We start from the raw sequence: 19,910 nt of genomic DNA on the forward strand, positions 1-19,910 counted from the left end.
CTTGCGAATGAAGGGGGCCGGTTCAATTCATGCCCTCCGTCCCACCGGAAAGCTCCCGAACCGTTAACCTCGCCTTGGAAGGGGCATCCTTTACCTCAGGGCAACGAAAGCCCCTTCCAAGACAGGTTCGGCTGGGCCCGGGGAATGCCCGGACCCAGCCATATTCTCACGTCGGGACCGAAGCCCCGGACGATTACTTGAGCTCGACCTTGGCGCCAGCCTCTTCGAGCTTCTTCTTGATCTCTTCGGCTTCGGCCTTCGCCGCGCCTTCTTTGACCTTGCCGCCGGCCTCAACGAGGTCCTTGGCTTCTTTCAGGCCGAGACCGGTGATCGCGCGCACTTCCTTGATCACGTTGATCTTCTGCGCACCGGCGTCGGTCAGGACGACGTCGAATTCGGTCTTTTCTTCCGCGGCTTCAGCAGCGGCAGCCGGACCAGCGGCCATCATGACGGCGCCACCGGCTGCCGGCTCGATGCCGTATTCGTCCTTCAGGATGGTCTTGAGTTCCTGCGCTTCGAGAAGCGTCAGGCCCACGATTTGTTCGGCGAGTTTCTTCAGATCAGCCATTTCTCTGTTCCGTTCCTAAGTATGTGTTCCAACGACGGGTTTCACCCCACGAAGGCACTAGATTGCTCACGCGGCTTGCCGCTCTTCCAAAGTTGAAAGGATGCCCGCGATATTCGAAGCAGGTGCGCCAATGGCCCCGGCGATGTTCGAAGCGGGGGCGCCGATGCAGCCGACGATGGAAGCGATAAGCTCCTCGCGCGACGGCATGGCGGCCACGGCTTTGACACCGGCCTGGTCCAGAGCCGTATCGCCCATTGCGCCGCCAAGAATCTCGAACTTCTCGTTCTTCTTGGCATAGGCGTCCGCGACCTTCGCAGCAGCGACAGGGTCCTCGGAATAGGCGAGTACGGTCATACCCGTGAGAAGCTGGCCGATGCTTGCGCAGGGCTTTCCCTCAAGGGCGATCTTGGCGAGCCTGTTCTTGGCGACGCGGACGGACCCACCCGCTTCACGCATGGATGCGCGCAGGTCCTGCATCTGAGCAACTGTCATGCCTTCGTAGTGGGCAACCACCACGACGCCAGAGCTTTCAAAGATCTGGCCGAGTTCCTCGACCACTTTCTCTTTCTGGGCTCTATCCACAGTTACGCTCCAAGTATGGGGGTTTCCCCCCGGCTCTAGTCTACCGGATCGCTCCGGCGGTTTGGTCCGCGTTAACGGAACCAGCACCGCCCGGGCGCTCGACGGTATCGAGCACTAGGAATAATGACTGATCCCGCCTCGGGCAGGAATTACCGGGGTTTTGAGCCCCAACCCACCGTCTCGGACGAAAGCACAAAAGCGTGCGACGAATCGCACGCTCCTCATGCAGGCGCGTTGATAGCTGCACGCACCGAAATTGCCAACCCCACTTCTGGTGCTGCCATTCGGTCGTGCGGCCCCCACGGATAGCTCTTGAATCAATACATGGGAACGATGACTTTCCAGATGTCGAGCCGGTTTGGGCTGATTGCTCGGATGAGCGCCCCTAACCTCTCGCCCCCCGGGTAGCTAACTCATTGCAGGATGATACACCATCAGCCGCTTCCTGTAGTCGGGTACTCGGTCTATGGCGTCCACTGACACTGTCTGATGCAATCATCGCTGCCCATCTGAAACATGGTTGCGGGTGGTTCAGCCATATCTCGCTAGGCCACAACCCGCTTGTCCAACGCCGGGCATTCGCTACGATCACAACGGTGCCTCGGCCCGATATTGCCATCGTGTACATAAGGCGGTCGAATGGGCAGCTGGCAGGGATCTCGAATTGAGTGATCGGAACATAGCAGGGCATTTAGGACGGATCTTGGCGAGGATAGAAGCCGTCTCGCCCGGTTCCGTCATCCTGTTCATGACCATTTGTCCGCCGATTGCCCTGTCCATCTGGCTGTCCGAGGCATTTGTGTCGCCCGATGGCTGGGCTGCGTTGAGGCTCGGCACCGACTTTGTCCCGATGTGGTTAAGCGGCGATCTCTACCGCGACGGCAGGGCGGCGATGCTGTTCGATTCTGCTGCGATGGCAGAACGGCAGGCGGCTTACACCTCGGCGGATGGCGTCTTGTTGTGGCACTATCCACCAACTTATTTTCTGCTTGTTCAACCGCTCCATCTATTGCCGTTTCACGCGGCACTGGCCGTTTTTTCGGCTTTCTCCGTCGTCATTTGGGTCGTTGTATCGGCCTTCTACAGACCGGTGAGGGGGTGGATCGGCATCCTGTTTCTCTACGCGTCACCCGTAGTGGCCGTCTGCCTTCTGCAGGGTCAGAATGGATTGATGACTGCGGGACTTCTCGGTGCGGCGCTGCTCGCCCGTGCAGCAGGCAGAAGATGGCTCGCGGCACTCATGATCGCGTTGCTGCTGACGAAGCCACATCTTGGTCTGGCCGTTTCCATCGTATTGATCGCGGCACGTGACTACCGTTTCATCGGTTCGATTGCGATGTTTGGGTTGGCATTCATCGGCATCACATTCGTGACCTTTGGGACTGACCTCTGGCTTGCCTTTTTTCGGAATGGTGAAACCATCAGAGTCGCCATGACCTCTGGGGATCTGTGGAGCCAGCAGCCTAGCATCTATGCGCTCCTGTCGCTGCTCGGGGCAGAGCACAACTTGTCGCTGACAGGTCAGGCGGTGATATCGCTTGCGGCAGCGACATGGTTGTGGCGCGTCTGGCGCAGTGCCTGCCCGGCGACACTGCGCGGTTCCGCCTTGCTGAGCGCTACGCTGCTGCTGACGCCATTCTGTTTCCGATATGACATGGGCGTTAGTCTTCTCGGCCTGGCCTTGCTCACACGTCACCTGGCCGACCAGGGTTGGCTGCGTGGGGACCGGGTTGTTCTCGCGGGCCTCTGGATTGCGCCGGCGATCATGCCGGCCATTGCCGATGCGACATCGATCCAGATCGGTACCGTCGCCCTGCTTGTTCAGTCATTGCTGATCCAGCGCGAAATCACACGACATGGTGCTGCCGCCGACGGTTCAAACGAAAAGGGCGGAGCCTGCGACCCGCCCTTTCCACAATAACAGTCAGATTGATCAGGCACCCGTCGACGCGAGGTCGACCGACACGCCCGGGCCCATGGTCGAGGACAGCGACACCTTCTTGAGGTAGGTGCCCTTCGCGCCCGTGGGCTTAGCCTTGGAGACCGCGTCGATGAAGGCGCGGACGTTTTCCGCCAGCTTGCCCTCGTCGAACGAGACCTTGCCGATACCGGCATGGATCACACCGGCCTTTTCGACCTTGAACTGGACTTCGCCGCCCTTCGCCGCTTCGACGGCCGCTTTCACGTCCATCGTCACGGTGCCGACCTTCGGGTTCGGCATCAGGTTGCGCGGGCCGAGGATCTTACCCAGACGGCCGACGACCGGCATCATGTCCGGGGTCGCGATGCAGCGATCGAACTCGATCTTGCCCGACTGGATCGTCTCCATCAGGTCTTCGGCGCCGACGATATCGGCACCCGCCGCGGTGGCCTCATCAGCCTTGGCGCCGCGGGCAAAGACCGCAACGCGCACCGTCTTGCCAGTGCCGTTCGGGAGCGTCACCACACCGCGGACCATCTGGTCGGCGTGACGGGGATCGACACCCAAATTCATCGCGATTTCCAGCGTCTCGTCGAACTTGGCCGACGCGGCACCCTTGATCAGCTTGACGGCATCCTCGACCGAAAGGTTCGACTTGCCTTCGAAAGCGGCCTTCGCGGCCGTTGTGCGTTTTCCGAGCTTGGCCATGACTTACCCTTTCACCTCGATACCGATCGAACGGGCGGAGCCGAGGATGATCTGCATCGCGGCTTCGACGTCGTTCGCGGAAAGGTCCTTCATCTTGGCTTCGGCGATTTCGCGCACCTGGGCCACGGTCACGTAGCCAGCCGTTTCACGGCCCGGCTTTTCCGAACCCTTCGGACGGTTACGCTTGCCGACCGGCTTCAGGCCAGCCGCCTTCTTGAGGTAGAAGGACGCCGGCGGCGTCTTCGTCTCAAAGCTGAACGACTTGTCGGCATAGTAGGTGATCACGGTCGGAACCGGGGCGCCCTGCTCCATCTCCTGCGTCTTGGCGTTGAACGCCTTGCAGAATTCCATGATGTTGATACCGCGCTGACCCAGAGCCGGACCAACGGGGGGCGACGGGTTTGCGGCACCCGCCTTGATTTGCAGCTTGAGCTGCCCAACCACTTTCTTGGCCATCAGGCCTCTCCTTCATCACTGGCACCCAATCGGGGTGCAGTTTAGTGGTTCGGTCCGGGCCGTAGCCCTCGCCTCCCACGGCTCACACGTCAGGCGACTTTCTGCACCTGCGTGAATTCCAGCTCGACCGGCGTCGGCCGGCCAAAGATCGACACCGTCACCTTCAGGCGGCTGGCATCTTCGTCCACTTCCTCAACCATGCCCGAGAAGCCGTCGAACGGCCCGTCGGTCACCTTCACCTGTTCGCCGATCTCGAAGCGGATCAGGTTGCGCGGCGCGGCCTCGCCTTCCTCAACGCGGTTCAGGATCGCGTTGACTTCGGCGTCCCGCATCGGCATCGGCTTGCCCTGAGGGCCAAGAAAGCCGGTGACGCGGTTGATCGAGGTGATCAGGTGGTAGCCCCGGTCGGTCATTTCCATGTGCACAAGCACATAGCCCGGCATGAAGCGGCGCTCAGACGTCACCTTTTTGCCGCGGCGGATCTCCAGCACTTCCTCGGTCGGCACGAGAACCTCGTCGATCTCGTCCTCGAGGCCCTTCTCGGCAACCGAATGCTTGATTTGTTCGGCGATCTTCTTCTCGAAATTCGAGAGAACGCTCACCGAATACCACCGCTTCGCCATCTGCCTTCGACCCCGCTCGACCGGTGATACGTCACCGGATTATTCCAGAATTCCAATGGGTTGCCCCAGCTTCGCCCGAACAAAAAACAGCGCGCATACCGAATCGTTGCGCGCCGGAGCCGGGAAAGTTGGCCTCACCTACAAGCCTTGGCCCTGAATTTCAAGGCCGAATGACCCGCGATCAGCCGCCAAGCCCCAGCACCGCCAGAAGCCCGAACTGGATGATCCTGTCGACGAGGAAGAAGAAAAGAGAAGTGATGGCCGCCATGATGAAGACCATGATCGTGGTCGTCACAACTTCCTTGCGGGTCGGCCAGTGAACCTTTGCGGTCTCCGAGCGGACCTGCTGGAGGAACTGGAGCGGATTGGTGGCCATGGTCGTGTTCGCCTTCGGTCTCGTTGCAACGGACGGGAGATACGCGGCCCGGCGCGCAAATTCAAGCCTGTCCGGCCGTTTCATCCGGGGGCGGTGGGTTGAAACCCCACCTTACGGGCCAAGCTGCGGACCGGAAACATCAGGATTGATGAACTCTGCCTCGATCCGGATCGCAACCTCATCACCTATGCCCAGCGTGGTGCCCGGGGCCGGGATGCCGAATCCGATCCCGAAATCCGACCGCCAGATAGTGCCCGTCGCGGAAAAGCCGATCCGCGCCCCGCCGGGGTCGAGCGGGTGTCCGGCATAGCCACCGTTGAAGATCACACTGAGCGTAATGGTTCGGGTGACCCCATGCAGGGTCAGGCCGCCCGTGACGGCTGCCCGGTCAGGCGCGGTCAGGTGGATCGTGCGGCTTTCGAAAGACATCGCCGGATAGGCCTTCGCATCGAGAAAGCTCTCCCCCGCGATCACCCCGTCGAAATCTACCGAAGGATCGGGGAACAGCGTCGTGACCGAGGCCGGGTCGATCCGCACGACAAGGCGCATCGCCTTAGGTCTCACCGGATCGAAATCCAGCTCGGCCTCGACCCCGGTGAAAAACGCCGTGTAGTTGGAAAAGCCAAGGTGGCTGACGGAAAACATCAGCCGGGTGTGACCGGCGTCCAGTATATAATGTCCTGCCGGTGCTTCGGTCGGCTTCGGCGTGATGGCAGGGCTTTCCCCCGCCACGCTGGCGGTGCCGGAACTGACTGTCAAAAGGGCGGCATAGAGCGCGGACCGAAACATTACCATGACCCTCATGACCTCGTGCACCACGATCCGACCCATGCCGGGCGAAGTCAACACGGGCAGCCGTCTCCGCACACCGATCGGCACAGCGCCGCCGCTGACAATCCGCTGGCATTCTCCCGGCGGCCTGCTCAAAGTGGCGCCGGAACGGAGACCATGATGAGCCTGACCGCACGCCTCGCCGATCTTCTCGGATCGGCCCATGTCCTGACCGGAGCCGACGCCGACCGCTATGGTCGCGACTGGACAGGGAAGTATGACAGCCACCCTCTTGCTGTCTTGCGTCCGGCGAATACCGGTGAGGTCGCCGCCATCCTGCGTCTGGCTCAGGCCGAATCCATACCGGTCGTGCCTGCCGGGGGGCGAACCGGCCTGACCGGCGGGACGCATGCCGAAGGCGTTCTGATGCTCTCGCTCGAACGGATGAACCAGATCCGGGACATCCGGCCCGACGCCCGCGTCGCGGTGGTCGAGGCGGGCGTGATCCTGTCGTCACTGCATGACGCGGCTGCGACACAGGGCCTCTATTTCCCGCTCTGGTTCGGGGCACGCGGGTCCGCCACGATCGGCGGGGTTCTGTCGACAAATGCGGGCGGGTCAAACGTTCTGCGCTACGGTTCCACCCGCGCGCTGTGCCTCGGGCTGGAGGTGGTGCTGGCCGATGGCAGGGTGATGAACCTCATGTCGGAACTGCACAAGGACAATTCAGGCTACGACCTGAAAGACCTCTTCATCGGCGCCGAGGGAACGCTCGGCATCATCACTGCGGCAGTGATGAAACTCGTCCCCTCCCCCCGCGCCCATGCGACCGCAATGCTGGCCGTTTCGTCGCTCGACGCGGCGCTGACGCTTCTCAACCGCTTGCAGGAGGCGACCGGCGGCCTAGTCGAAGCCTTTGAATTCATGCCGCGCGATTATATGGAACAACTCCGGGACCGCCGCCCCGACCTCGGCCAGCCCTTCACCGAAATCCATGATGTGACGATCCTTGTCGAGCTTGGCGCAACCGCCCCGCGTGACACGACGCCCGGACCAGACGGTGCCGTTCCCCTGACGGCCCTTCTCGAAGACACGCTTGGCGCGATGCTGGAAGAGGGGCTGATCCTCGACGCCGTCATTGCATCCTCCGAGGCCCAGCGCGCGGCGATCTGGGCACGGCGTGAGGCGGCGGCCGAGATCGCGACCGGTGTCGGCCATAGCGTCGATTTCGACGTGGCCCTGCCGCTCGACCGGGTAGAGATGTTTCTGAGCCGCATGCAGCAGGCGCTGCAAATACTCGACCCCGGCGCATGGACCAATACCGTCGGCCATCTCGGTGACGGAAATATCCACCTTGCCATCTTCCCCACGCGCGAGGACGCGGCACTCGACGACCGTCTGACCGAAGACCTTGAGGAAATCGTCCGCGAACTCGGCGGCTCTTTCTCGGCCGAACACGGGATCGGCCTGTCGAAACTTCCCTCAATGCGGCGGCGGAAGGACCCCGTGGCACTCGACATGATGCGGGCGGTGAAGGCCGCATTCGACCCGAAGAAGATTCTGAACCCCGGAAAAACCTTGCCCGACGCGACGTCCTGACCTCCAGGCCCCGGCGTCAGGCTTGACCTGACCCAGCCAACGACGGACTCTGGCGCCGCTTTGACAGGAGGGGCACATGGAACGACTGGCGCTGATGTTCAGACACCGCTCGATCCTCGGCGTTGCCGCCGCGATCATGATCGGCATCGGTATCGTCGCCGGTTCCGGCATCTGGTGGCTCTGGGCGCTGGCGCTCCTCGGTATCCCGGCGCAGATGCTGAACGAATACAACATGCACCGGTTCGTCTTCCACCTGCCGCCACCCGAACGGCAATGGCAGTTCGACCTTCTCTACCGCGCGCATTACGGGCATCACGACTTTCCGACGAACCGGGAGCTTTTTTTCGCGCCCGATTTCGTGGTCTTCCCGGCCCTTGCCCTCAACTTCGTGCTGGTCTTGGGTATTCTCGCCCTGTTTGGTGCCGCATGGGCCATTCCCGGCGCAGCGGCCATTGTCCTGATCGGCGGCGGCACGACCTTCCTTGCCTATGAATGGTTCCATTCCACGGCCCATCTGCCGGTGAGGAAGACGGCTGTCGAACGCCATGTGACGACGCTGCACAACCAGCACCATTTCCGCGACTTTTCGAAATGGTTCCACGTCACAGCAGGGGGCGAGATCATCGACCGGGCGATGGGGACGGCGATCGACAAGGATGCGCTGAAATCCCAGCAAAGGATCGATTTCATCCGCACACTCGGTATGCGCCCCGACGATCCCCGCCTCGTCGCGGCGCGACACCGCTTTGCCGGTCGCTACGGGTTGACCGAGGACGAGATCACCCGCGCCGCCCGCGCCTGAAATTCAGTTCCTGGGAAACACTCCGGCTGACGCTCGGCCCCCTCAACGCCAGTCGAAAAAGTCCGACGGCGCTTGCGACAGAAGCTCCCGCGCCAGATCGGACCCGGCCTCGGCCGCATCGGAGGCGGCAAACCGCCGTTCGCCCCGGATCACCTCGGACCCGTCAGGACGCAGGATTTCGCCGCGCAGCCACAATCCCGCGCCGTCATGCACGGCAAGCCCGGCAATCGGCGTTTCGCACGACCCGTCGAGCGTCGCGAGGAACGCGCGTTCGGCGGTCAGCCGTTCCGCGGTCGGGGCATCGTGGATCGCCGCCAGCAATTCGCGCGCGCGCTCACAGCTTTCCCGCCGTTCGATCCCGATTGCGCCCTGCGCAACGGCGGGCAGCATCTCGTCAACCTCGATCGCGCCTTTCGCGACATAGCCCATGCCCAGACGATTGAGCCCGGCCATCGCAAGGAACGTCGCCGTGGCCGCGCCATCCTCTAGCTTTCTCAGTCGTGTCTGCACATTGCCCCGGAACTCCACCAGCTTCAGGTCCGGCCGCCGGTTGGCAAGCTGTGCGCGACGACGCAGCGAGGACGAACCGACCACCGCCCCTTCGGGCAGATCGGCAAGCGAGGCGACCTTGGGAGAGACGAAAGCATCACGCACGTCTTCACGCGGCAGATAGCAATCAAGCACCAGCCCAGCAGGCTGTTCGACCGGCATGTCCTTCATCGAATGGACCGCGATATCGATGGTGCCAGCCAGCAGTGCCTCTTCTATCTCTTTGGTGAAAAGCCCCTTGCCGCCGATCTCCTTCAGGGGACGATCCGCCGCAATCAGCGCGCGGTCGTCACCAGTGGTCTTGATGATGACGATCTCGCAGCAATCCTCGGTCAGCCCGTGGGCCTCCATCAGCCGCGTGCGGGTCTCAAAGGCTTGCGCCAGCGCCAGCGGAGAGCCGCGGGTGCCGATCTTCAATGGTTTCTGAGCACTAGGTTTGATCATGCCCCCGGCATAGCCGCGACAGATTGCCCGCGCAATGGGCCCAGCCCCGGGATCGCCTTGACATCCCGTCGCAGGGCGGGGTCAAAGAGGCGACGGAGGCATCATGACCAAGAAAATCCTGCGCGCCCTTGCCGGTGAAACCCTGCCCACCCCGCCCATCTGGATGATGCGGCAGGCGGGCCGCTATCTGCCTGAATATAAGGCAACAAGGGCCGAGGCAGGGGATTTTCTGTCGCTGTGCTATAACCCTGATCTCGCGGCAGAGGTCACGTTGCAGCCGATCCGCCGCTATGGTTTCGACGCGGCAATCCTGTTTGCAGATATTTTGTTGGTGCCGCAGGCACTTGGTTGCGATCTCTGGTTCGAAACCGGCGAAGGGCCGCGATTGTCTACGATCGGGAATCCGGGCGACCTTGCGCGCCTGAAGGATCGCGACGGCATTCACACAACACTTGGGCCAGTCTACGAAACCGTTCGTATCCTCAGGCGGGAACTGCCGCCGGAAGTGACGCTGATCGGTTTTGCCGGTGCGCCCTGGACCGTGGCCACCTACATGATCGCCGGGTGCGGCACCCCCGATCAGGGACCGGCCCACGCGCTGAAGGCAAGCGACCGGGCGACCTTCACCGCGCTGATCGACCTGCTGACCGGCGCGACCATCGACTATCTCTCGGCCCAGATCGAGGCTGGGGCAGAGGTGGTGAAACTTTTCGACAGCTGGGCCGGATCGCTTAAGGGGCAGGATTTCGATGATTTCGCGCTGGCCCCGGCCAAACGCATCATCGCGGAACTGAAATCCCGCCATCCCGGCCTGCCGATCATCGCCTTCCCTCGGGAAGCGGGCGACCGCTACGAGGGCTTCGCGAAAGCCACCGGCGCCGATTGCGTCGCGCTCGACAATTCGGTGGCGGCGGAATGGGCGGCGGCGCATGTGCAGAAGGATGGCTGCGTTCAGGGCAACCTCGACCCTTCGCTGCTGGTGACCGGCGGCGACAGGCTGGTGAGCGAAACGAAGCGGATCGTAGCAGCCTTTTCAAAAGGCCCACATGTCTTCAATCTCGGCCACGGGATCACCCCCGATGCCGATCCCGAGAACGTGCACCGGATGATCGAAGCCGTGCGCGGCTGAGCGCCTAAAGACCCCGCGAAAAGAGCGATACCCCGGGGGCAACGCCCATCGGCAACCCGGCCAGTGCACGCATGTGCCAGGCAAGCGCGATGTTCGAGGAAATCACCGGGCGGCCGATACGTCGTTCCGCCTCGGCTGCAATCCCAGCCACGCGCAGATTCGTACAGGAAACAAAGACAGCGTCACATTCGGCCTGCCCGGCCACCGTTTCGATGGAGGCAAGAATGCTTTCAGGCGATATCCGCGCCACGACCCTGTCGTCGCCCTCCTCAAAGGACGCAAAGGCAGTGATCTCAAGCCCGTACGCGACAAGAAGGGCCCGCATCGCGGCCGACACGCTTTCGACATAGGGCGTCACGAAACCCAGACGCCGGACGCCCAGCGCATTGCAGGCTGCAAGCGTGGCGCTGATCGGATCGGTTACCTCTGCCTCGGGATGCACCTCCCGCACACGCTGCCGTACTCCCTCGGGACCGATCACGGTCGCGCCAGAGGTGCAGCCATAGCCGATCACATCCAGCGACCTTTCGGGCAGCATCGCGACCGCCGCAGGCAGGGCGTCAGCCATGCTCGCCAGCGTCTCGGTCGTGACCTCGGGCGGCATCACGATGCGGGTGTGGTAAAGCGCCACGTCCGGTTCCGGAACAAGGAACCGCATCTCGGTTTCAAGGGTTTCGTCTGCCGGCAACACGACGAGGCCCAATGCGGCCCGCGTGCCCATTCCCGCGTCGATGTCAAACGGCAACTTCATCGCTTCCCCCGAACGGGCGGCGCCAATCGCCTCCATCCTTGTCATTTAGCGCAAATTCAGGGCGAAGTTTGCCCTATGATCCGCCATAGCAATCCGAAATTAGTATCAAACTGCATTTTGTGTGATGCATTTCCACCTTGCTGCCTGCATCATACATCAACCGCAGCAGGATCGTCCCAACACCGCCATGTCCTATTCCCTCGACAAATTCGATCTCAAGCTTCTCGAACTTCTTCAGCAAAACTGCCGCCAGACCGCAGATGTCCTGAGCGAGCATCTTGGCCTGTCGCCTGCCGCTGTACAGAAACGGCTGAAAAAACTGCGCGATACCGGCGTGGTTGAGGCAGAGATCGCCATGATCAGCCCGCGCGCGGTCGGGCGTAGCATGACCATCATCGTCGAAGTGTCGATGGAGCGGGAAAACACCAGCGTGTTGGAAAGCTTCAAACGCCGGATGCGGGTCGAGCCGTTGGTCCAGCAATGCTACTACACGACGGGAGAGGCCGATTTCATGCTGATCCTCGTGGTGCGGGATATCGAGGAGTATCAGCGGTTCACGCAGGAGAACTTTTTCGGCTCGCCTGAGGTCAGCAAGTTCACCACCTCTATCGTCATGGACCGGGTCAAGGTCGGGCTGGCTGTCAGCCTCGACGACTGATGCACTGTCCGACGGCCGACGCGACCGGTGAAAGAAAGGCAGCACGAGGATGACTGAGCTTGAACTCCGGATCGCGGTGGGGCGCGGCGATGAACCGGCGGATATCGTTCTGAGGGGCGGGCAGATCCTTGATGTCGTGACCGGCGCGCTCGTCGGCGGGGATGTCGCGGTCTGTGGCGATACCATTGTCGGGATCGGGGCGGATTATGAAGGGCGCGAGGTGATCGACGTCACCGGTCTGACGCTGGTGCCCGGTTTCATCGACACCCATCTGCATATCGAAAGTTCGCTCGTCACGCCTTTTGAGTTCGACCGCTGCGTTGCCCCACGCGGTGTGACGACCGCGATCTGCGACCCGCATGAGATCGCCAATGTGATCGGCGTCGATGGCATCCGCTATTTTCAGGAGGCAAGCCGCCACACGCTGATGGACATCAAAGTACAACTGTCCTCCTGCGTGCCCTCCACGCATATGGAGACGGCGGGCGCGCGGATCGACGCGGCGGATCTTGCGCCCTTGATGAACCATCCCTCAGGCATCGGTCTGGCCGAATTCATGAACTATCCCGGCGTCATCCACCGTGACCCGGGGGCGATGGCAAAACTCGCGCTCTTCCAAGGCGGTCATATTGACGGCCATTGCCCGCAGCTTTCGGGCCGCGACCTCAACGCCTATATCGCCGCCGGCATCCGGACCGAGCATGAGGCGACGACGGCCGAAGAGGCGCTGGAGAAGCTTTCGAAGGGGATGCGGGTGCTGATCCGCGAAGGGTCGGTATCGAAGGATCTTGAGGCGCTGGCACCTGTCCTGACCGAGGCGACCTCGGCCTATCTCTGCCTTTGCACCGACGACCGCAATCCCTTGGATATCGGCGAACATGGCCATCTCGACTACATGATCCGTCGGCTGATCGAAAAGGGCGCGTCGCCTCTTGCCGTCTACCGCGCGGCGTCCCTTTCGGCGGCCGAGGCCTTCGGGCTGAAGGATCGCGGCCAGATCGCGCCGGGCAGGCGTGCCGACATTGTCGCGGTCGACAGTCTTGAGGGCTGCCATGCCCAGCTTGTGCTATGTGGCGGACGGGTAGTGAACGATGCCGCCTTCGCCACGCGGCAGACGATCCCCCCGGTCGGGCGCGGCTCGGTCAGGGCTCCGCTTGTACGACCTGAGAATTTCCGTGCCCGCGCCAACCGGGTTGAAACCGACGTGATCGGCATCATCGAAGGCAAGATCATCACCGAACACCTGCGCGAGGAGATCGCGATCACCGATGGCGACAAGCGGCCCGATCCCGCACGCGACCTGATCCGTATCGCGGTGGTGGAGCGGCATGGCAAGAACGGCAACATCGCCACGGGATTCGTGAAAGGCTTCGGGCTAAAGACCGGCGCCATCGCCTCGACCGTCTGCCACGATCACCACAACATCGCTGTCGTCGGCGCTGACTATGCCGATATGGCGCTGGCCGCGAACCGGCTGTCGGAGATTGAGGGCGGCTTTGTAGTGACGCAGGGTGGCAACGTTCTGGCCGAGCTGGCACTTCCGGTGGCTGGGCTGATGAGTCTCGATCCCTTCGAAGCGGTCCGCGACCGGCTGGTGGCCCTGCGCGCGGCGGCGCGGGATCTGGGCGTGACACTGGAGGAACCCTTCATACAGCTCGCCTTCCTCGCGTTGCCGGTGATCCCCGCGCTGAAGATCACCGACCGGGGCATGGTGGACGTGACGAAGTTCGAGATCATTCCGGGATAATCAAAACGTAAGGTGGGATTAAACCCACATTACTTGACTGTTCACATGGCTTCCGCGTTGAAGTGGAAGAGTTGCTGGCCACCGATCTGGTAGCCTTCGATCAGGCCCTTGGCCTTGTCGCTGACCAGCCAGTCCTCCAGCGCCTTGGCGGCATCGGCCTTCACATGCGCATGCTTCTCGGGATTGACCGGCAGATAGGCGTATTGGTTGAAGAGCGCCGGATCACCTTCAAAGAGCAAATCCAAGCCCGCCTTGTTGTCGAAGTTGAGCCAGCTTGCCCGGTCGGCGAAGATATAGGCATCCATTCCGGCCGCCGTGTTCAGCGCCGCGCCCATGCCCTGACCGACGGCCTTGTACCAGTCGCCCGCAGGCTCGATCCCGGCCGAGGCCCAGATCTTCAGTTCGGCCTTGTGCGTGCCGCTGTCATCGCCCCGGCTGACAAAGGGGGCCTGCGCTTCTTCGATTAGCGCGAAAGCCTCGGATGCCGAGCCTGCGGCCTTCGCACCGGCAGGGTCGCCCGCAGGTCCAACGACGATAAAGTCGTTGTACATGATCTCGCGCCGGTGAGTGGCGTGCCCTGCCTCCACGAAGGCTTCCTCGGCGGCCTTGGCGTGTACCAGAACCGCATCCACGTCGCCGGCTTCGCCGAGCTTCAGCGCCTGCCCGGTGCCGACGACCAGCAGCTGCACCTCGATCCCGGTATCCTTCTGAATCTCAGGCAAAAGCACCTCGGCCAGCCCGGAATTGGCAAACGAGGTCGTCACGGCCATCTTCAGTTCCTCGGCCCCGGCCGCAGTCGCAAGCCAGAGCGCCGACAGGGCGGCAAAGGCGGTCTTGAACATCATGGTAAAAGGTCTCCGTTGATATGGGCCATGGCTTCCGGCGTTTCCGGCCCGGCAAAGAACGCATCCCCGCTGCCGGTCTCGATCAACCGGCCATCGAAGAGGAAGAGGATATCGTCGGCAAGGCGGCGGGCCTGGCCGACATTGTGGGTCGACATGACGATGCGCGTACCCCGGTCGCGGGCAGCGATCAGCACACGCTCGATCTCGGCGGTCGAATGCAGATCGAGATTGGCGCAGGGCTCATCAAGTAACAGAACCTCGGGGGCGCGGATCAGCGCGCGGGCCAAAGCCATCTTCTGCCGCTCGCCGCCCGACAGAACGCTGGCGGGGGCGGTGAGTGTCACATCAAGGCCAACCTGACTGGCGGCCGTCTCGGCGCGCGCGCGCGCCATCTTCCGCTCCACACCGTCAAGGATCAGCGGATAGGCGATGCAGTCCAGAACGCTGCGCCGCATGAGGACCGGGGTCTGGAACACAAAGGCCTGCCGGGCACGCACCTCCTCGGCCCCGCCCTGCCAGACCGCGCGGCCCCTGTTGATCCGTTCCAGCCCATGCATGGCCCTCAGAAGCGAGGTCTTGCCCGCCCCGTTCGGCCCCATGACGACCGTGATCCCCTCACCTTCAAGCGTCAGCGAGACCGGGCCGAGGATACGCTTGCCCTGTCGGCGCAGTTCGACGTCTTCGAGGACAAGGGGCAGGATCGCACTTACCATCGGCTGCCCCTTTCGGTGCCCGAGAGCATGTGCAAAGCGAGGTTCACCGCGATGGCGAGCGCGATCAGGACGAAGCCCAGCGCCAGCGCCAACCCGAAATCGCCCTTGCCCGTCTCCAGCGCGATCGCCGTCGTCAGCACCCGTGTCGCATGGTCGATATTCCCGCCGACGATCATGATCGCGCCAACCTCGCCGATCGCCCGGCCGAACCCGGCCAGTGCGGCGGTCATCAGCGCCCGCCGCCCGTCCCAAAGCAGCGTTTTGATCCGCTGCGCCCGCGTTGCATGGAGCGAGATCAGCAGGTCATGGTAATCGGCCCAGAGCTCGCGGATCGCCTGATGCGAGATCGAGGCGATGATGGGCGTGATGATGATCACCTGCGCGATGATCATCGCCGTGGGCGTGAACAGGAGCCCGAAGACCCCGAACGGCCCCGAGCGCGACAGCAGAACATAGACGATCAGCCCGACCACAACCGGCGGCAATCCCATCAGCGCGTTCAGGATTGCAATGGCGAAGCGGCGCAGGCGGAACCGGTTGACCGCGATCCAGGCGCCCATGGGCAACCCGAGAACCGAGGCGATCACCGTCGCCGTCAGCGTAACCTGCAAGGATCGCAGGGTAATCTCGGCCAACCCGGGGTCGAGCGTGATGACCAGCCTTGCGGCTTGCCAGAGCCCCTCGACGATATCGTTCATGCCTCAGCCGCCCCGCCGGTTGCGAATCTCCCTTCCTCCATAGAGGGACATTATGGGGCTGAAAACGGACAAGGTGACGTTTCAGAGGGACATTTTGTCCACTTTGGCCGGTCGGGCCTAGAGTGCTTATTCCACCGCGCGGTGGCACCAGTCCAGAATGGCATCGAAATCCAGCGGCAGGGATTCGGCCAGCCCATGGGCGAAGGCCTCGAACCCCGGCAGGTTGGCGCTGTTGACCGCCGTCAGGACTGGTACACCCGCCGTCAGCGCCCGGCCGATAACGGGGCGGAAGCCGCGCCCGTCGATTTCCTGCTTGCCGAACTTGTTGACGATCAAAAGGCGCGGCCCGGGCTTTGCGTCCAGCGCCGCCTCGACCATGCCGACGGCCTGTTCCAGGCCGGACGGGTCGAGCCTACATCCCTTGGCGAGCGACCCGAGGTTCTGCGATATCCGCACGATCCGGTCAGCAGCCAGCACATGCAGGTCCATGTCGCAGGGATGCATCTCTCCGCGTTCGGAATTGACCTGAACGGCGCCCGCAAGCGGCCAACCTTCGTCATGCAGGCGCCGGGCCAATTCGGCCAGCACCCGGTCCGCCGCGCCGCGTCCTTCCGCGATGACATAGCCGAGCATCAACCGCATCCCCTTGAAACCCCTTCCGCCGAAATACAAGATGCAGGCCGAAACGGAAAGTCACCCGATGCCCCCTGCCCTGCCGATCCTTCCCGACCCCGCAGATCCGCGCCTGACGCGCGGCGTCACCGGTACCGACCAGACCGGTGCGGCGACCGAAATCGCGGTGGTGGAGGAGCGACCGTTGACGATCTTCCTAAACAGTCAGGAGATTGTGACGGCCATGACCATCGGCGACTATCCCGACTATCTGGCGCTCGGCTTCCTGCGCAATCAGGGGATGCTAAAGGCCGACGATGTGGTGACCGGGGTCGATTACGACGAGGAGATCGAAACGGTCGTCGTGCGCACAAAGCGCGCCACCTCCTACGAGGAAAAAGTGAAGAAGAAGACCCGCACCAGCGGCTGCGCCGTCGGCACGGTCTTTGGCGACATGATGGAGGGGCTGGAGGGGCTGGTGCTGCCAGATGCCGAGGTCCGCACCAGCTGGCTTTACAAGCTGGCGAAAGAGATCAACACCACGCCCTCGCTCTATCTCGAAGCCGGGGCTATCCATGGGACCGTGCTCTGCCAGGAAGACAGGCCCTTGGTCTACATGGAGGATGTCGGCCGCCACAACGCGGTGGACAAGATCGCGGGGTTCATGTTCCGCCACAACGTCTCGCCGGGCGACAAGATCCTCTACACGACCGGACGGCTGACCTCGGAAATGGTGATCAAGACTGCCCAGATGGGCATCCCCGTCCTCGCCTCGCGGTCGGGCTTCACTGCCTGGGGGGTGGAGATCGCGCGGCAGGTGGGGCTGACCCTGATCGGCCGGATGCGCGGACAAAGGTTCGTCTGCCTCTCCGGCGAGAACCGGTTGATCCGCGACGCCGCGCTGACCGGCGAGGATGAGGATCGCAAACACCGGCGCAAGGGGGCTGTCGATGACTAGTACTCCCGGCGTCATCCTCGCCGGTGGCAAGGCGACCCGCATGGGCGGCGGCGACAAGGGGCTGAAATCCGTGGCGGGCGAGCGGCTTATCGACCGGGTGATCGGCCGACTTCACCCGCAATGCGCACCCCTTGCGATCAACGCCAATGGCGATCCGGCGCGGTTTGGCGAGTTTGGCCTGCCCGTCCTGCCCGACAGCCTGCCCGACCATCCCGGCCCGCTGGCCGGTGTCCTTGCCGGCCTCGACTGGGCGGCGGGGCTTGGGGCCGATTCCATCGTTACGGTCGCCGCCGACACGCCGTTCTTTCCCGCCGATCTGGTCGCCCGGCTTAAGGCCGCAGCTGGCCCAACGGGCCTCGCGCTGGCCGCCAGCAGGGACGATACCGGCAAGCTCTGGCAGCACCCGACCTTCGGCCTCTGGCCGGTCGCGCTGCGCGATGATCTGCGCGTCGCACTTAAAGGAGGGCTTAGGAAGATCGTCCTCTGGACCGACCGCCACCAAGCGGGCATTGCCGAGTTTCCTTCGGACCCGTTCGACCCGTTCTTCAACATCAACACCCCCGAGGATATCGCCGAAGCCGAAAGGCTGACCCTATGAAGGTCTACGGTGTCACCGGCTGGAAGAACTCCGGCAAGACCACGCTGATGGAACGCTTGGTGGAAGAGATCACCGGGCGGGGCTTCAGCGTCTCGACCGTCAAGCATGCCCATCACGCGACCGAGATCGACCATGAGGGCCGCGACAGTTTCCGTCACCGTCAGGCGGGCGCGTGCGAAGTACTGGTCGCCTCGCCCGTCCGCTGGGCACTGATGCATGAACTGCGCGGCGAGGCTGAGCCGCCTCTGGCCGAGCTTCTGACAAAACTCTCCCCGGTCGATCTGGTGCTGATCGAGGGCTACAAACGCGAAAGCCATCCGAAGGTTGAAGCCCATCGTGCCGAAACCGGCCGCCCCCTGCTTGCGCCCGACAATCCGACGGTGCGGGCAGTGGCCTCAGATACTGTGCCCACGGGTCTGGCTGTGCCGGTCTTCGATCTGAATGACATCACCGCGATCGCGGATTTCATCCTGAAGGAGGTCGGGCTGTGAGCAATCTGATCCCACCCCGCCTTCGAGATGATTGCTTTGCCATGCCGCAGGGCGTGGAATGGGTGCCGGTGGATGACGCGCTTGAACGGCTGCGCGCGGCCCTCGCCCCGATCGCGCAAACCGAAACCCTGCCCGTGTCGCAAGCGTCCGGCCGGGTTCTGGCCGCCGATTGCATCGCGCGGCGGTCGAACCCGCCACGGCCCAATTCCGCCGTCGACGGCTATGGCTTTGCCCATGCCGCGACCGGTACGGGCGTCCAGCGCCTGCCGCTGGTTGCGGGCCGAGCCGCCGCCGGGCAGCCCTTTGACGGGGCCGTGCCACAGGGGCAGGCGATTCGCATCCTGACCGGGGCGATCTTGCCCGAAGGCGTCGATACGGTGGTGCTGGAGGAGGATTGCGCGACCGACGGCGCAATGGTCGCCTTCGACGGTCCGGTGAAACCCCGCGCCAATACCCGAAAGGCGGGCGAGGATGTGACCGAGGGCGCGGTGGCACTGACCGCCGGGCACCGGCTGCGCGCGTCGGACCTTGCCCTGCTATCCGCCCTTGGCATCTCGACTGTCGAAGTTTTTCGGCCGCTCCGCGTCGGCGTACTGTCAACCGGGGACGAGATTGTCGGCAGCCCGGCGGACCAGGCCGAACCCCACCAGATCTATGACGCCAACCGGCCGATGCTTCTGGCCATGGCGGCCGCGTGGGACACGGTGCCGGTCGATCTCGGCCATGTCCGCGACGACCCGACTTTGATCGCCGCCGCGCTCGACCGCGGGGCGGCGGAGGCGGACGTGATCCTGATCTCGGGCGGGGCGTCGGCGGGGGATGAGGATCACGTCTCTGCCCTCCTGCAGTCCCGCGGCCACCTGACAAGCTGGCGCATCGCGATGAAACCCGGGCGGCCCCTGGCGCTTGCGCTCTGGTCCGGGGTGCCGGTCTTCGGCCTGCCGGGCAATCCCGTCGCCGCCTTCGTCTGCGCGGCAATCTTTGCGCGCCCCGCCATCAGTCTCATGTCCGGCGCTGGCTGGGCCGAGCCCTTGGCCATGACCCTGCAAGCCGGGTTCTCCAAATCCAAGAAGGCCGGCCGCCGCGAATATCTCCGCGCGCGGATCGGCGCGGATGGGCGGGCAGAGGTCTTCGCCTCGGAAGGCTCGGGCCGGATCAGCGGCTTAAGCTGGGCCACCGGCCTCGTCGAACTGCCAGACGAGGCGCTGACCATCCAGCCCGGCGATCCGGTACGGTTCCTGCCCTATCAGGGATTCGGGCTCTAAGCTTCAGGCATGTCTATCATCTGCGTGAGCCGACAGGCCGACGAGA

23 protein-coding genes are annotated in these 19,910 nt (G+C 63.4%); 10 read left to right on the top strand and 13 right to left on the bottom strand.

Going from position 1 to position 19,910, the window contains the following annotated elements; genetic code table 11:
- Window positions 1-193: 193 nt before the first annotated feature.
- Entirely contained in the window at window positions 194-568 is a 375-nt protein-coding gene (gene rplL, locus QKW60_RS19065; RefSeq protein WP_263739260.1) for a 50S ribosomal protein L7/L12, read from the bottom strand.
- 66 nt (window positions 569-634) lie between these two features.
- Window positions 635-1,150, bottom strand: coding sequence for a 50S ribosomal protein L10 (gene rplJ / locus QKW60_RS19070; protein WP_282371067.1), 516 nt, complete (start codon window positions 1,148-1,150; stop codon window positions 635-637).
- 703 nt (window positions 1,151-1,853) lie between these two features.
- Between rplJ and QKW60_RS19075 the strand changes: the two genes are divergently transcribed.
- Window positions 1,854-3,071 carry a glycosyltransferase family 87 protein gene (locus tag QKW60_RS19075; RefSeq protein ID WP_282371068.1) on the top strand — a complete coding sequence of 406 codons (1,218 nt, stop codon included), beginning with the start codon at window positions 1,854-1,856 and terminating at the stop codon, window positions 3,069-3,071.
- Between the two features lie 12 nt (window positions 3,072-3,083).
- Here the strand turns inward: QKW60_RS19075 and rplA are convergent, their stop codons facing one another.
- The 5 genes from rplA to QKW60_RS19100 form a co-directional block, all read right to left on the bottom strand.
- Window positions 3,084-3,779, bottom strand: a complete 696-nt coding sequence (gene rplA / locus QKW60_RS19080; protein ID WP_282371069.1) for a 50S ribosomal protein L1 — start codon at window positions 3,777-3,779, stop codon at window positions 3,084-3,086.
- Window positions 3,780-3,782: 3 nt separating this feature from the next.
- Window positions 3,783-4,235, bottom strand: coding sequence for a 50S ribosomal protein L11 (rplK, locus tag QKW60_RS19085; protein ID WP_263739263.1), 453 nt, complete (start codon window positions 4,233-4,235; stop codon window positions 3,783-3,785).
- An 89-nt stretch (window positions 4,236-4,324) separates the two neighbouring features.
- The gene (gene nusG, locus QKW60_RS19090) at window positions 4,325-4,858 is read right to left on the bottom strand and encodes a transcription termination/antitermination protein NusG (RefSeq protein WP_282371070.1); all 534 of its coding nucleotides are present in this window, start codon (window positions 4,856-4,858) and stop codon (window positions 4,325-4,327) included.
- Between the two features lie 181 nt (window positions 4,859-5,039).
- On the bottom strand, window positions 5,040-5,234 hold the full coding sequence (gene secE / locus QKW60_RS19095) for a preprotein translocase subunit SecE (RefSeq protein WP_282371072.1): 195 nt from the start codon (window positions 5,232-5,234) through the stop codon (window positions 5,040-5,042).
- Window positions 5,235-5,345: 111 nt separating this feature from the next.
- Window positions 5,346-6,083, bottom strand: a complete 738-nt coding sequence (locus QKW60_RS19100; protein ID WP_282371074.1) for a YceI family protein — start codon at window positions 6,081-6,083, stop codon at window positions 5,346-5,348.
- A 102-nt stretch (window positions 6,084-6,185) separates the two neighbouring features.
- Between QKW60_RS19100 and QKW60_RS19105 the strand changes: the two genes are divergently transcribed.
- A complete protein-coding gene (locus QKW60_RS19105; protein WP_282371076.1) occupies window positions 6,186-7,604 on the top strand; it encodes an FAD-binding oxidoreductase in 1,419 nt (472 codons plus the stop codon).
- A gap of 76 nt (window positions 7,605-7,680) precedes the next feature.
- The gene (locus QKW60_RS19110) at window positions 7,681-8,406 is read left to right on the top strand and encodes a sterol desaturase family protein (protein ID WP_282371078.1); all 726 of its coding nucleotides are present in this window, start codon (window positions 7,681-7,683) and stop codon (window positions 8,404-8,406) included.
- Between the two features lie 42 nt (window positions 8,407-8,448).
- Here QKW60_RS19110 and hemC read toward each other — a convergent pair whose 3' ends face one another.
- Entirely contained in the window at window positions 8,449-9,399 is a 951-nt protein-coding gene (hemC, locus tag QKW60_RS19115; RefSeq protein WP_282371079.1) for a hydroxymethylbilane synthase, read from the bottom strand.
- Window positions 9,400-9,499: 100 nt separating this feature from the next.
- Between hemC and hemE the strand changes: the two genes are divergently transcribed.
- A complete protein-coding gene (gene hemE, locus QKW60_RS19120; protein ID WP_282371216.1) occupies window positions 9,500-10,528 on the top strand; it encodes a uroporphyrinogen decarboxylase in 1,029 nt (342 codons plus the stop codon).
- 4 nt (window positions 10,529-10,532) lie between these two features.
- Here the strand turns inward: hemE and QKW60_RS19125 are convergent, their stop codons facing one another.
- Window positions 10,533-11,279: a maleate cis-trans isomerase family protein gene (locus QKW60_RS19125; RefSeq protein ID WP_282371080.1), complete on the bottom strand. Its 747-nt coding sequence runs from the start codon at window positions 11,277-11,279 to the stop codon at window positions 10,533-10,535.
- Between the two features lie 187 nt (window positions 11,280-11,466).
- On the opposite strand from QKW60_RS19125, the gene QKW60_RS19130 reads away from it, so the two are divergent.
- A complete protein-coding gene (locus QKW60_RS19130; RefSeq protein ID WP_282371081.1) occupies window positions 11,467-11,937 on the top strand; it encodes an Lrp/AsnC family transcriptional regulator in 471 nt (156 codons plus the stop codon).
- 49 nt (window positions 11,938-11,986) lie between these two features.
- Window positions 11,987-13,684 (top strand): adenine deaminase, encoded by a 1,698-nt coding sequence (gene ade, locus QKW60_RS19135; RefSeq protein ID WP_282371082.1) that lies wholly within the window; start codon window positions 11,987-11,989, stop codon window positions 13,682-13,684.
- Window positions 13,685-13,725: 41 nt separating this feature from the next.
- Here the strand turns inward: ade and QKW60_RS19140 are convergent, their stop codons facing one another.
- The 4 genes from QKW60_RS19140 to QKW60_RS19155 all read right to left on the bottom strand — a co-directional run bounded on the left by QKW60_RS19140 (window position 13,726) and on the right by QKW60_RS19155 (window position 16,573).
- On the bottom strand, window positions 13,726-14,526 hold the full coding sequence (locus tag QKW60_RS19140; protein WP_282371218.1) for an ABC transporter substrate-binding protein: 801 nt from the start codon (window positions 14,524-14,526) through the stop codon (window positions 13,726-13,728).
- Complete coding sequence (locus QKW60_RS19145) at window positions 14,526-15,242, bottom strand: ATP-binding cassette domain-containing protein (RefSeq protein ID WP_282371083.1); 717 nt, start codon at window positions 15,240-15,242, stop codon at window positions 14,526-14,528. The genes QKW60_RS19140 and QKW60_RS19145 overlap by 1 nt, the downstream gene beginning before the upstream one ends.
- Window positions 15,236-15,940, bottom strand: coding sequence for an ABC transporter permease (locus QKW60_RS19150; protein ID WP_282371085.1), 705 nt, complete (start codon window positions 15,938-15,940; stop codon window positions 15,236-15,238). Before QKW60_RS19150 ends, QKW60_RS19145 begins: the two co-directional genes overlap by 7 nt.
- Before the next feature lie 126 nt (window positions 15,941-16,066).
- On the bottom strand, window positions 16,067-16,573 hold the full coding sequence (locus QKW60_RS19155; protein ID WP_282371087.1) for a DUF2478 domain-containing protein: 507 nt from the start codon (window positions 16,571-16,573) through the stop codon (window positions 16,067-16,069).
- A 67-nt stretch (window positions 16,574-16,640) separates the two neighbouring features.
- Here QKW60_RS19155 and QKW60_RS19160 point away from each other — a divergent pair, with 67 nt between their 5' ends.
- The 4 genes from QKW60_RS19160 to QKW60_RS19175 are packed head-to-tail and all read left to right on the top strand — an operon-like array spanning window position 16,641 to window position 19,864.
- Window positions 16,641-17,510: a formate dehydrogenase accessory sulfurtransferase FdhD gene (locus QKW60_RS19160; protein ID WP_282371088.1), complete on the top strand. Its 870-nt coding sequence runs from the start codon at window positions 16,641-16,643 to the stop codon at window positions 17,508-17,510.
- The gene (gene mobA / locus QKW60_RS19165) at window positions 17,503-18,108 is read left to right on the top strand and encodes a molybdenum cofactor guanylyltransferase MobA (RefSeq protein ID WP_282371090.1); all 606 of its coding nucleotides are present in this window, start codon (window positions 17,503-17,505) and stop codon (window positions 18,106-18,108) included. Before QKW60_RS19160 ends, mobA begins: the two co-directional genes overlap by 8 nt.
- Window positions 18,105-18,599: a molybdopterin-guanine dinucleotide biosynthesis protein B gene (gene mobB / locus QKW60_RS19170; protein WP_282371091.1), complete on the top strand. Its 495-nt coding sequence runs from the start codon at window positions 18,105-18,107 to the stop codon at window positions 18,597-18,599. The genes mobA and mobB overlap by 4 nt, the downstream gene beginning before the upstream one ends.
- Complete coding sequence (locus QKW60_RS19175) at window positions 18,596-19,864, top strand: molybdopterin-binding protein (RefSeq protein ID WP_282371092.1); 1,269 nt, start codon at window positions 18,596-18,598, stop codon at window positions 19,862-19,864. Before mobB ends, QKW60_RS19175 begins: the two co-directional genes overlap by 4 nt.
- The last annotated feature ends 46 nt before the right edge of the window (window positions 19,865-19,910 follow it).

Source organism: Albidovulum aestuarii (genome assembly GCF_029961185.1).
GTDB classification, from domain to species: Bacteria; Pseudomonadota; Alphaproteobacteria; order Rhodobacterales; family Rhodobacteraceae; genus Albidovulum; species Albidovulum aestuarii.

Excerpts from the sequence above, each read along its gene's own strand:
- QKW60_RS19130 (WP_282371081.1), top strand. The coding sequence starts at position 11,467 with ATGTCCTATTCCCTCGACAAATTCGATCTCAAGCTTCTCGAACTTCTT.
- mobA (WP_282371090.1), top strand. The coding sequence starts at position 17,503 with ATGACTAGTACTCCCGGCGTCATCCTCGCCGGTGGCAAGGCGACCCGC.
- mobB (WP_282371091.1), top strand. The coding sequence starts at position 18,105 with ATGAAGGTCTACGGTGTCACCGGCTGGAAGAACTCCGGCAAGACCACG.
- rplK (WP_263739263.1), bottom strand. The coding sequence starts at position 4,235 with ATGGCCAAGAAAGTGGTTGGGCAGCTCAAGCTGCAAATCAAGGCGGGT.
- QKW60_RS19110 (WP_282371078.1), top strand. The coding sequence starts at position 7,681 with ATGGAACGACTGGCGCTGATGTTCAGACACCGCTCGATCCTCGGCGTT.
- QKW60_RS19125 (WP_282371080.1), bottom strand. The coding sequence starts at position 11,279 with ATGAAGTTGCCGTTTGACATCGACGCGGGAATGGGCACGCGGGCCGCA.
- QKW60_RS19145 (WP_282371083.1), bottom strand. The coding sequence starts at position 15,242 with ATGGTAAGTGCGATCCTGCCCCTTGTCCTCGAAGACGTCGAACTGCGC.
- nusG (WP_282371070.1), bottom strand. The coding sequence starts at position 4,858 with ATGGCGAAGCGGTGGTATTCGGTGAGCGTTCTCTCGAATTTCGAGAAG.
- hemC (WP_282371079.1), bottom strand. The coding sequence starts at position 9,399 with ATGATCAAACCTAGTGCTCAGAAACCATTGAAGATCGGCACCCGCGGC.
- QKW60_RS19160 (WP_282371088.1), top strand. The coding sequence starts at position 16,641 with ATGCCCCCTGCCCTGCCGATCCTTCCCGACCCCGCAGATCCGCGCCTG.
- QKW60_RS19140 (WP_282371218.1), bottom strand. The coding sequence starts at position 14,526 with ATGTTCAAGACCGCCTTTGCCGCCCTGTCGGCGCTCTGGCTTGCGACT.
- QKW60_RS19150 (WP_282371085.1), bottom strand. The coding sequence starts at position 15,940 with ATGAACGATATCGTCGAGGGGCTCTGGCAAGCCGCAAGGCTGGTCATC.
- secE (WP_282371072.1), bottom strand. The coding sequence starts at position 5,234 with ATGGCCACCAATCCGCTCCAGTTCCTCCAGCAGGTCCGCTCGGAGACC.
- ade (WP_282371082.1), top strand. The coding sequence starts at position 11,987 with ATGACTGAGCTTGAACTCCGGATCGCGGTGGGGCGCGGCGATGAACCG.
- QKW60_RS19155 (WP_282371087.1), bottom strand. The coding sequence starts at position 16,573 with ATGCTCGGCTATGTCATCGCGGAAGGACGCGGCGCGGCGGACCGGGTG.
- rplL (WP_263739260.1), bottom strand. The coding sequence starts at position 568 with ATGGCTGATCTGAAGAAACTCGCCGAACAAATCGTGGGCCTGACGCTT.
- rplA (WP_282371069.1), bottom strand. The coding sequence starts at position 3,779 with ATGGCCAAGCTCGGAAAACGCACAACGGCCGCGAAGGCCGCTTTCGAA.
- QKW60_RS19105 (WP_282371076.1), top strand. The coding sequence starts at position 6,186 with ATGAGCCTGACCGCACGCCTCGCCGATCTTCTCGGATCGGCCCATGTC.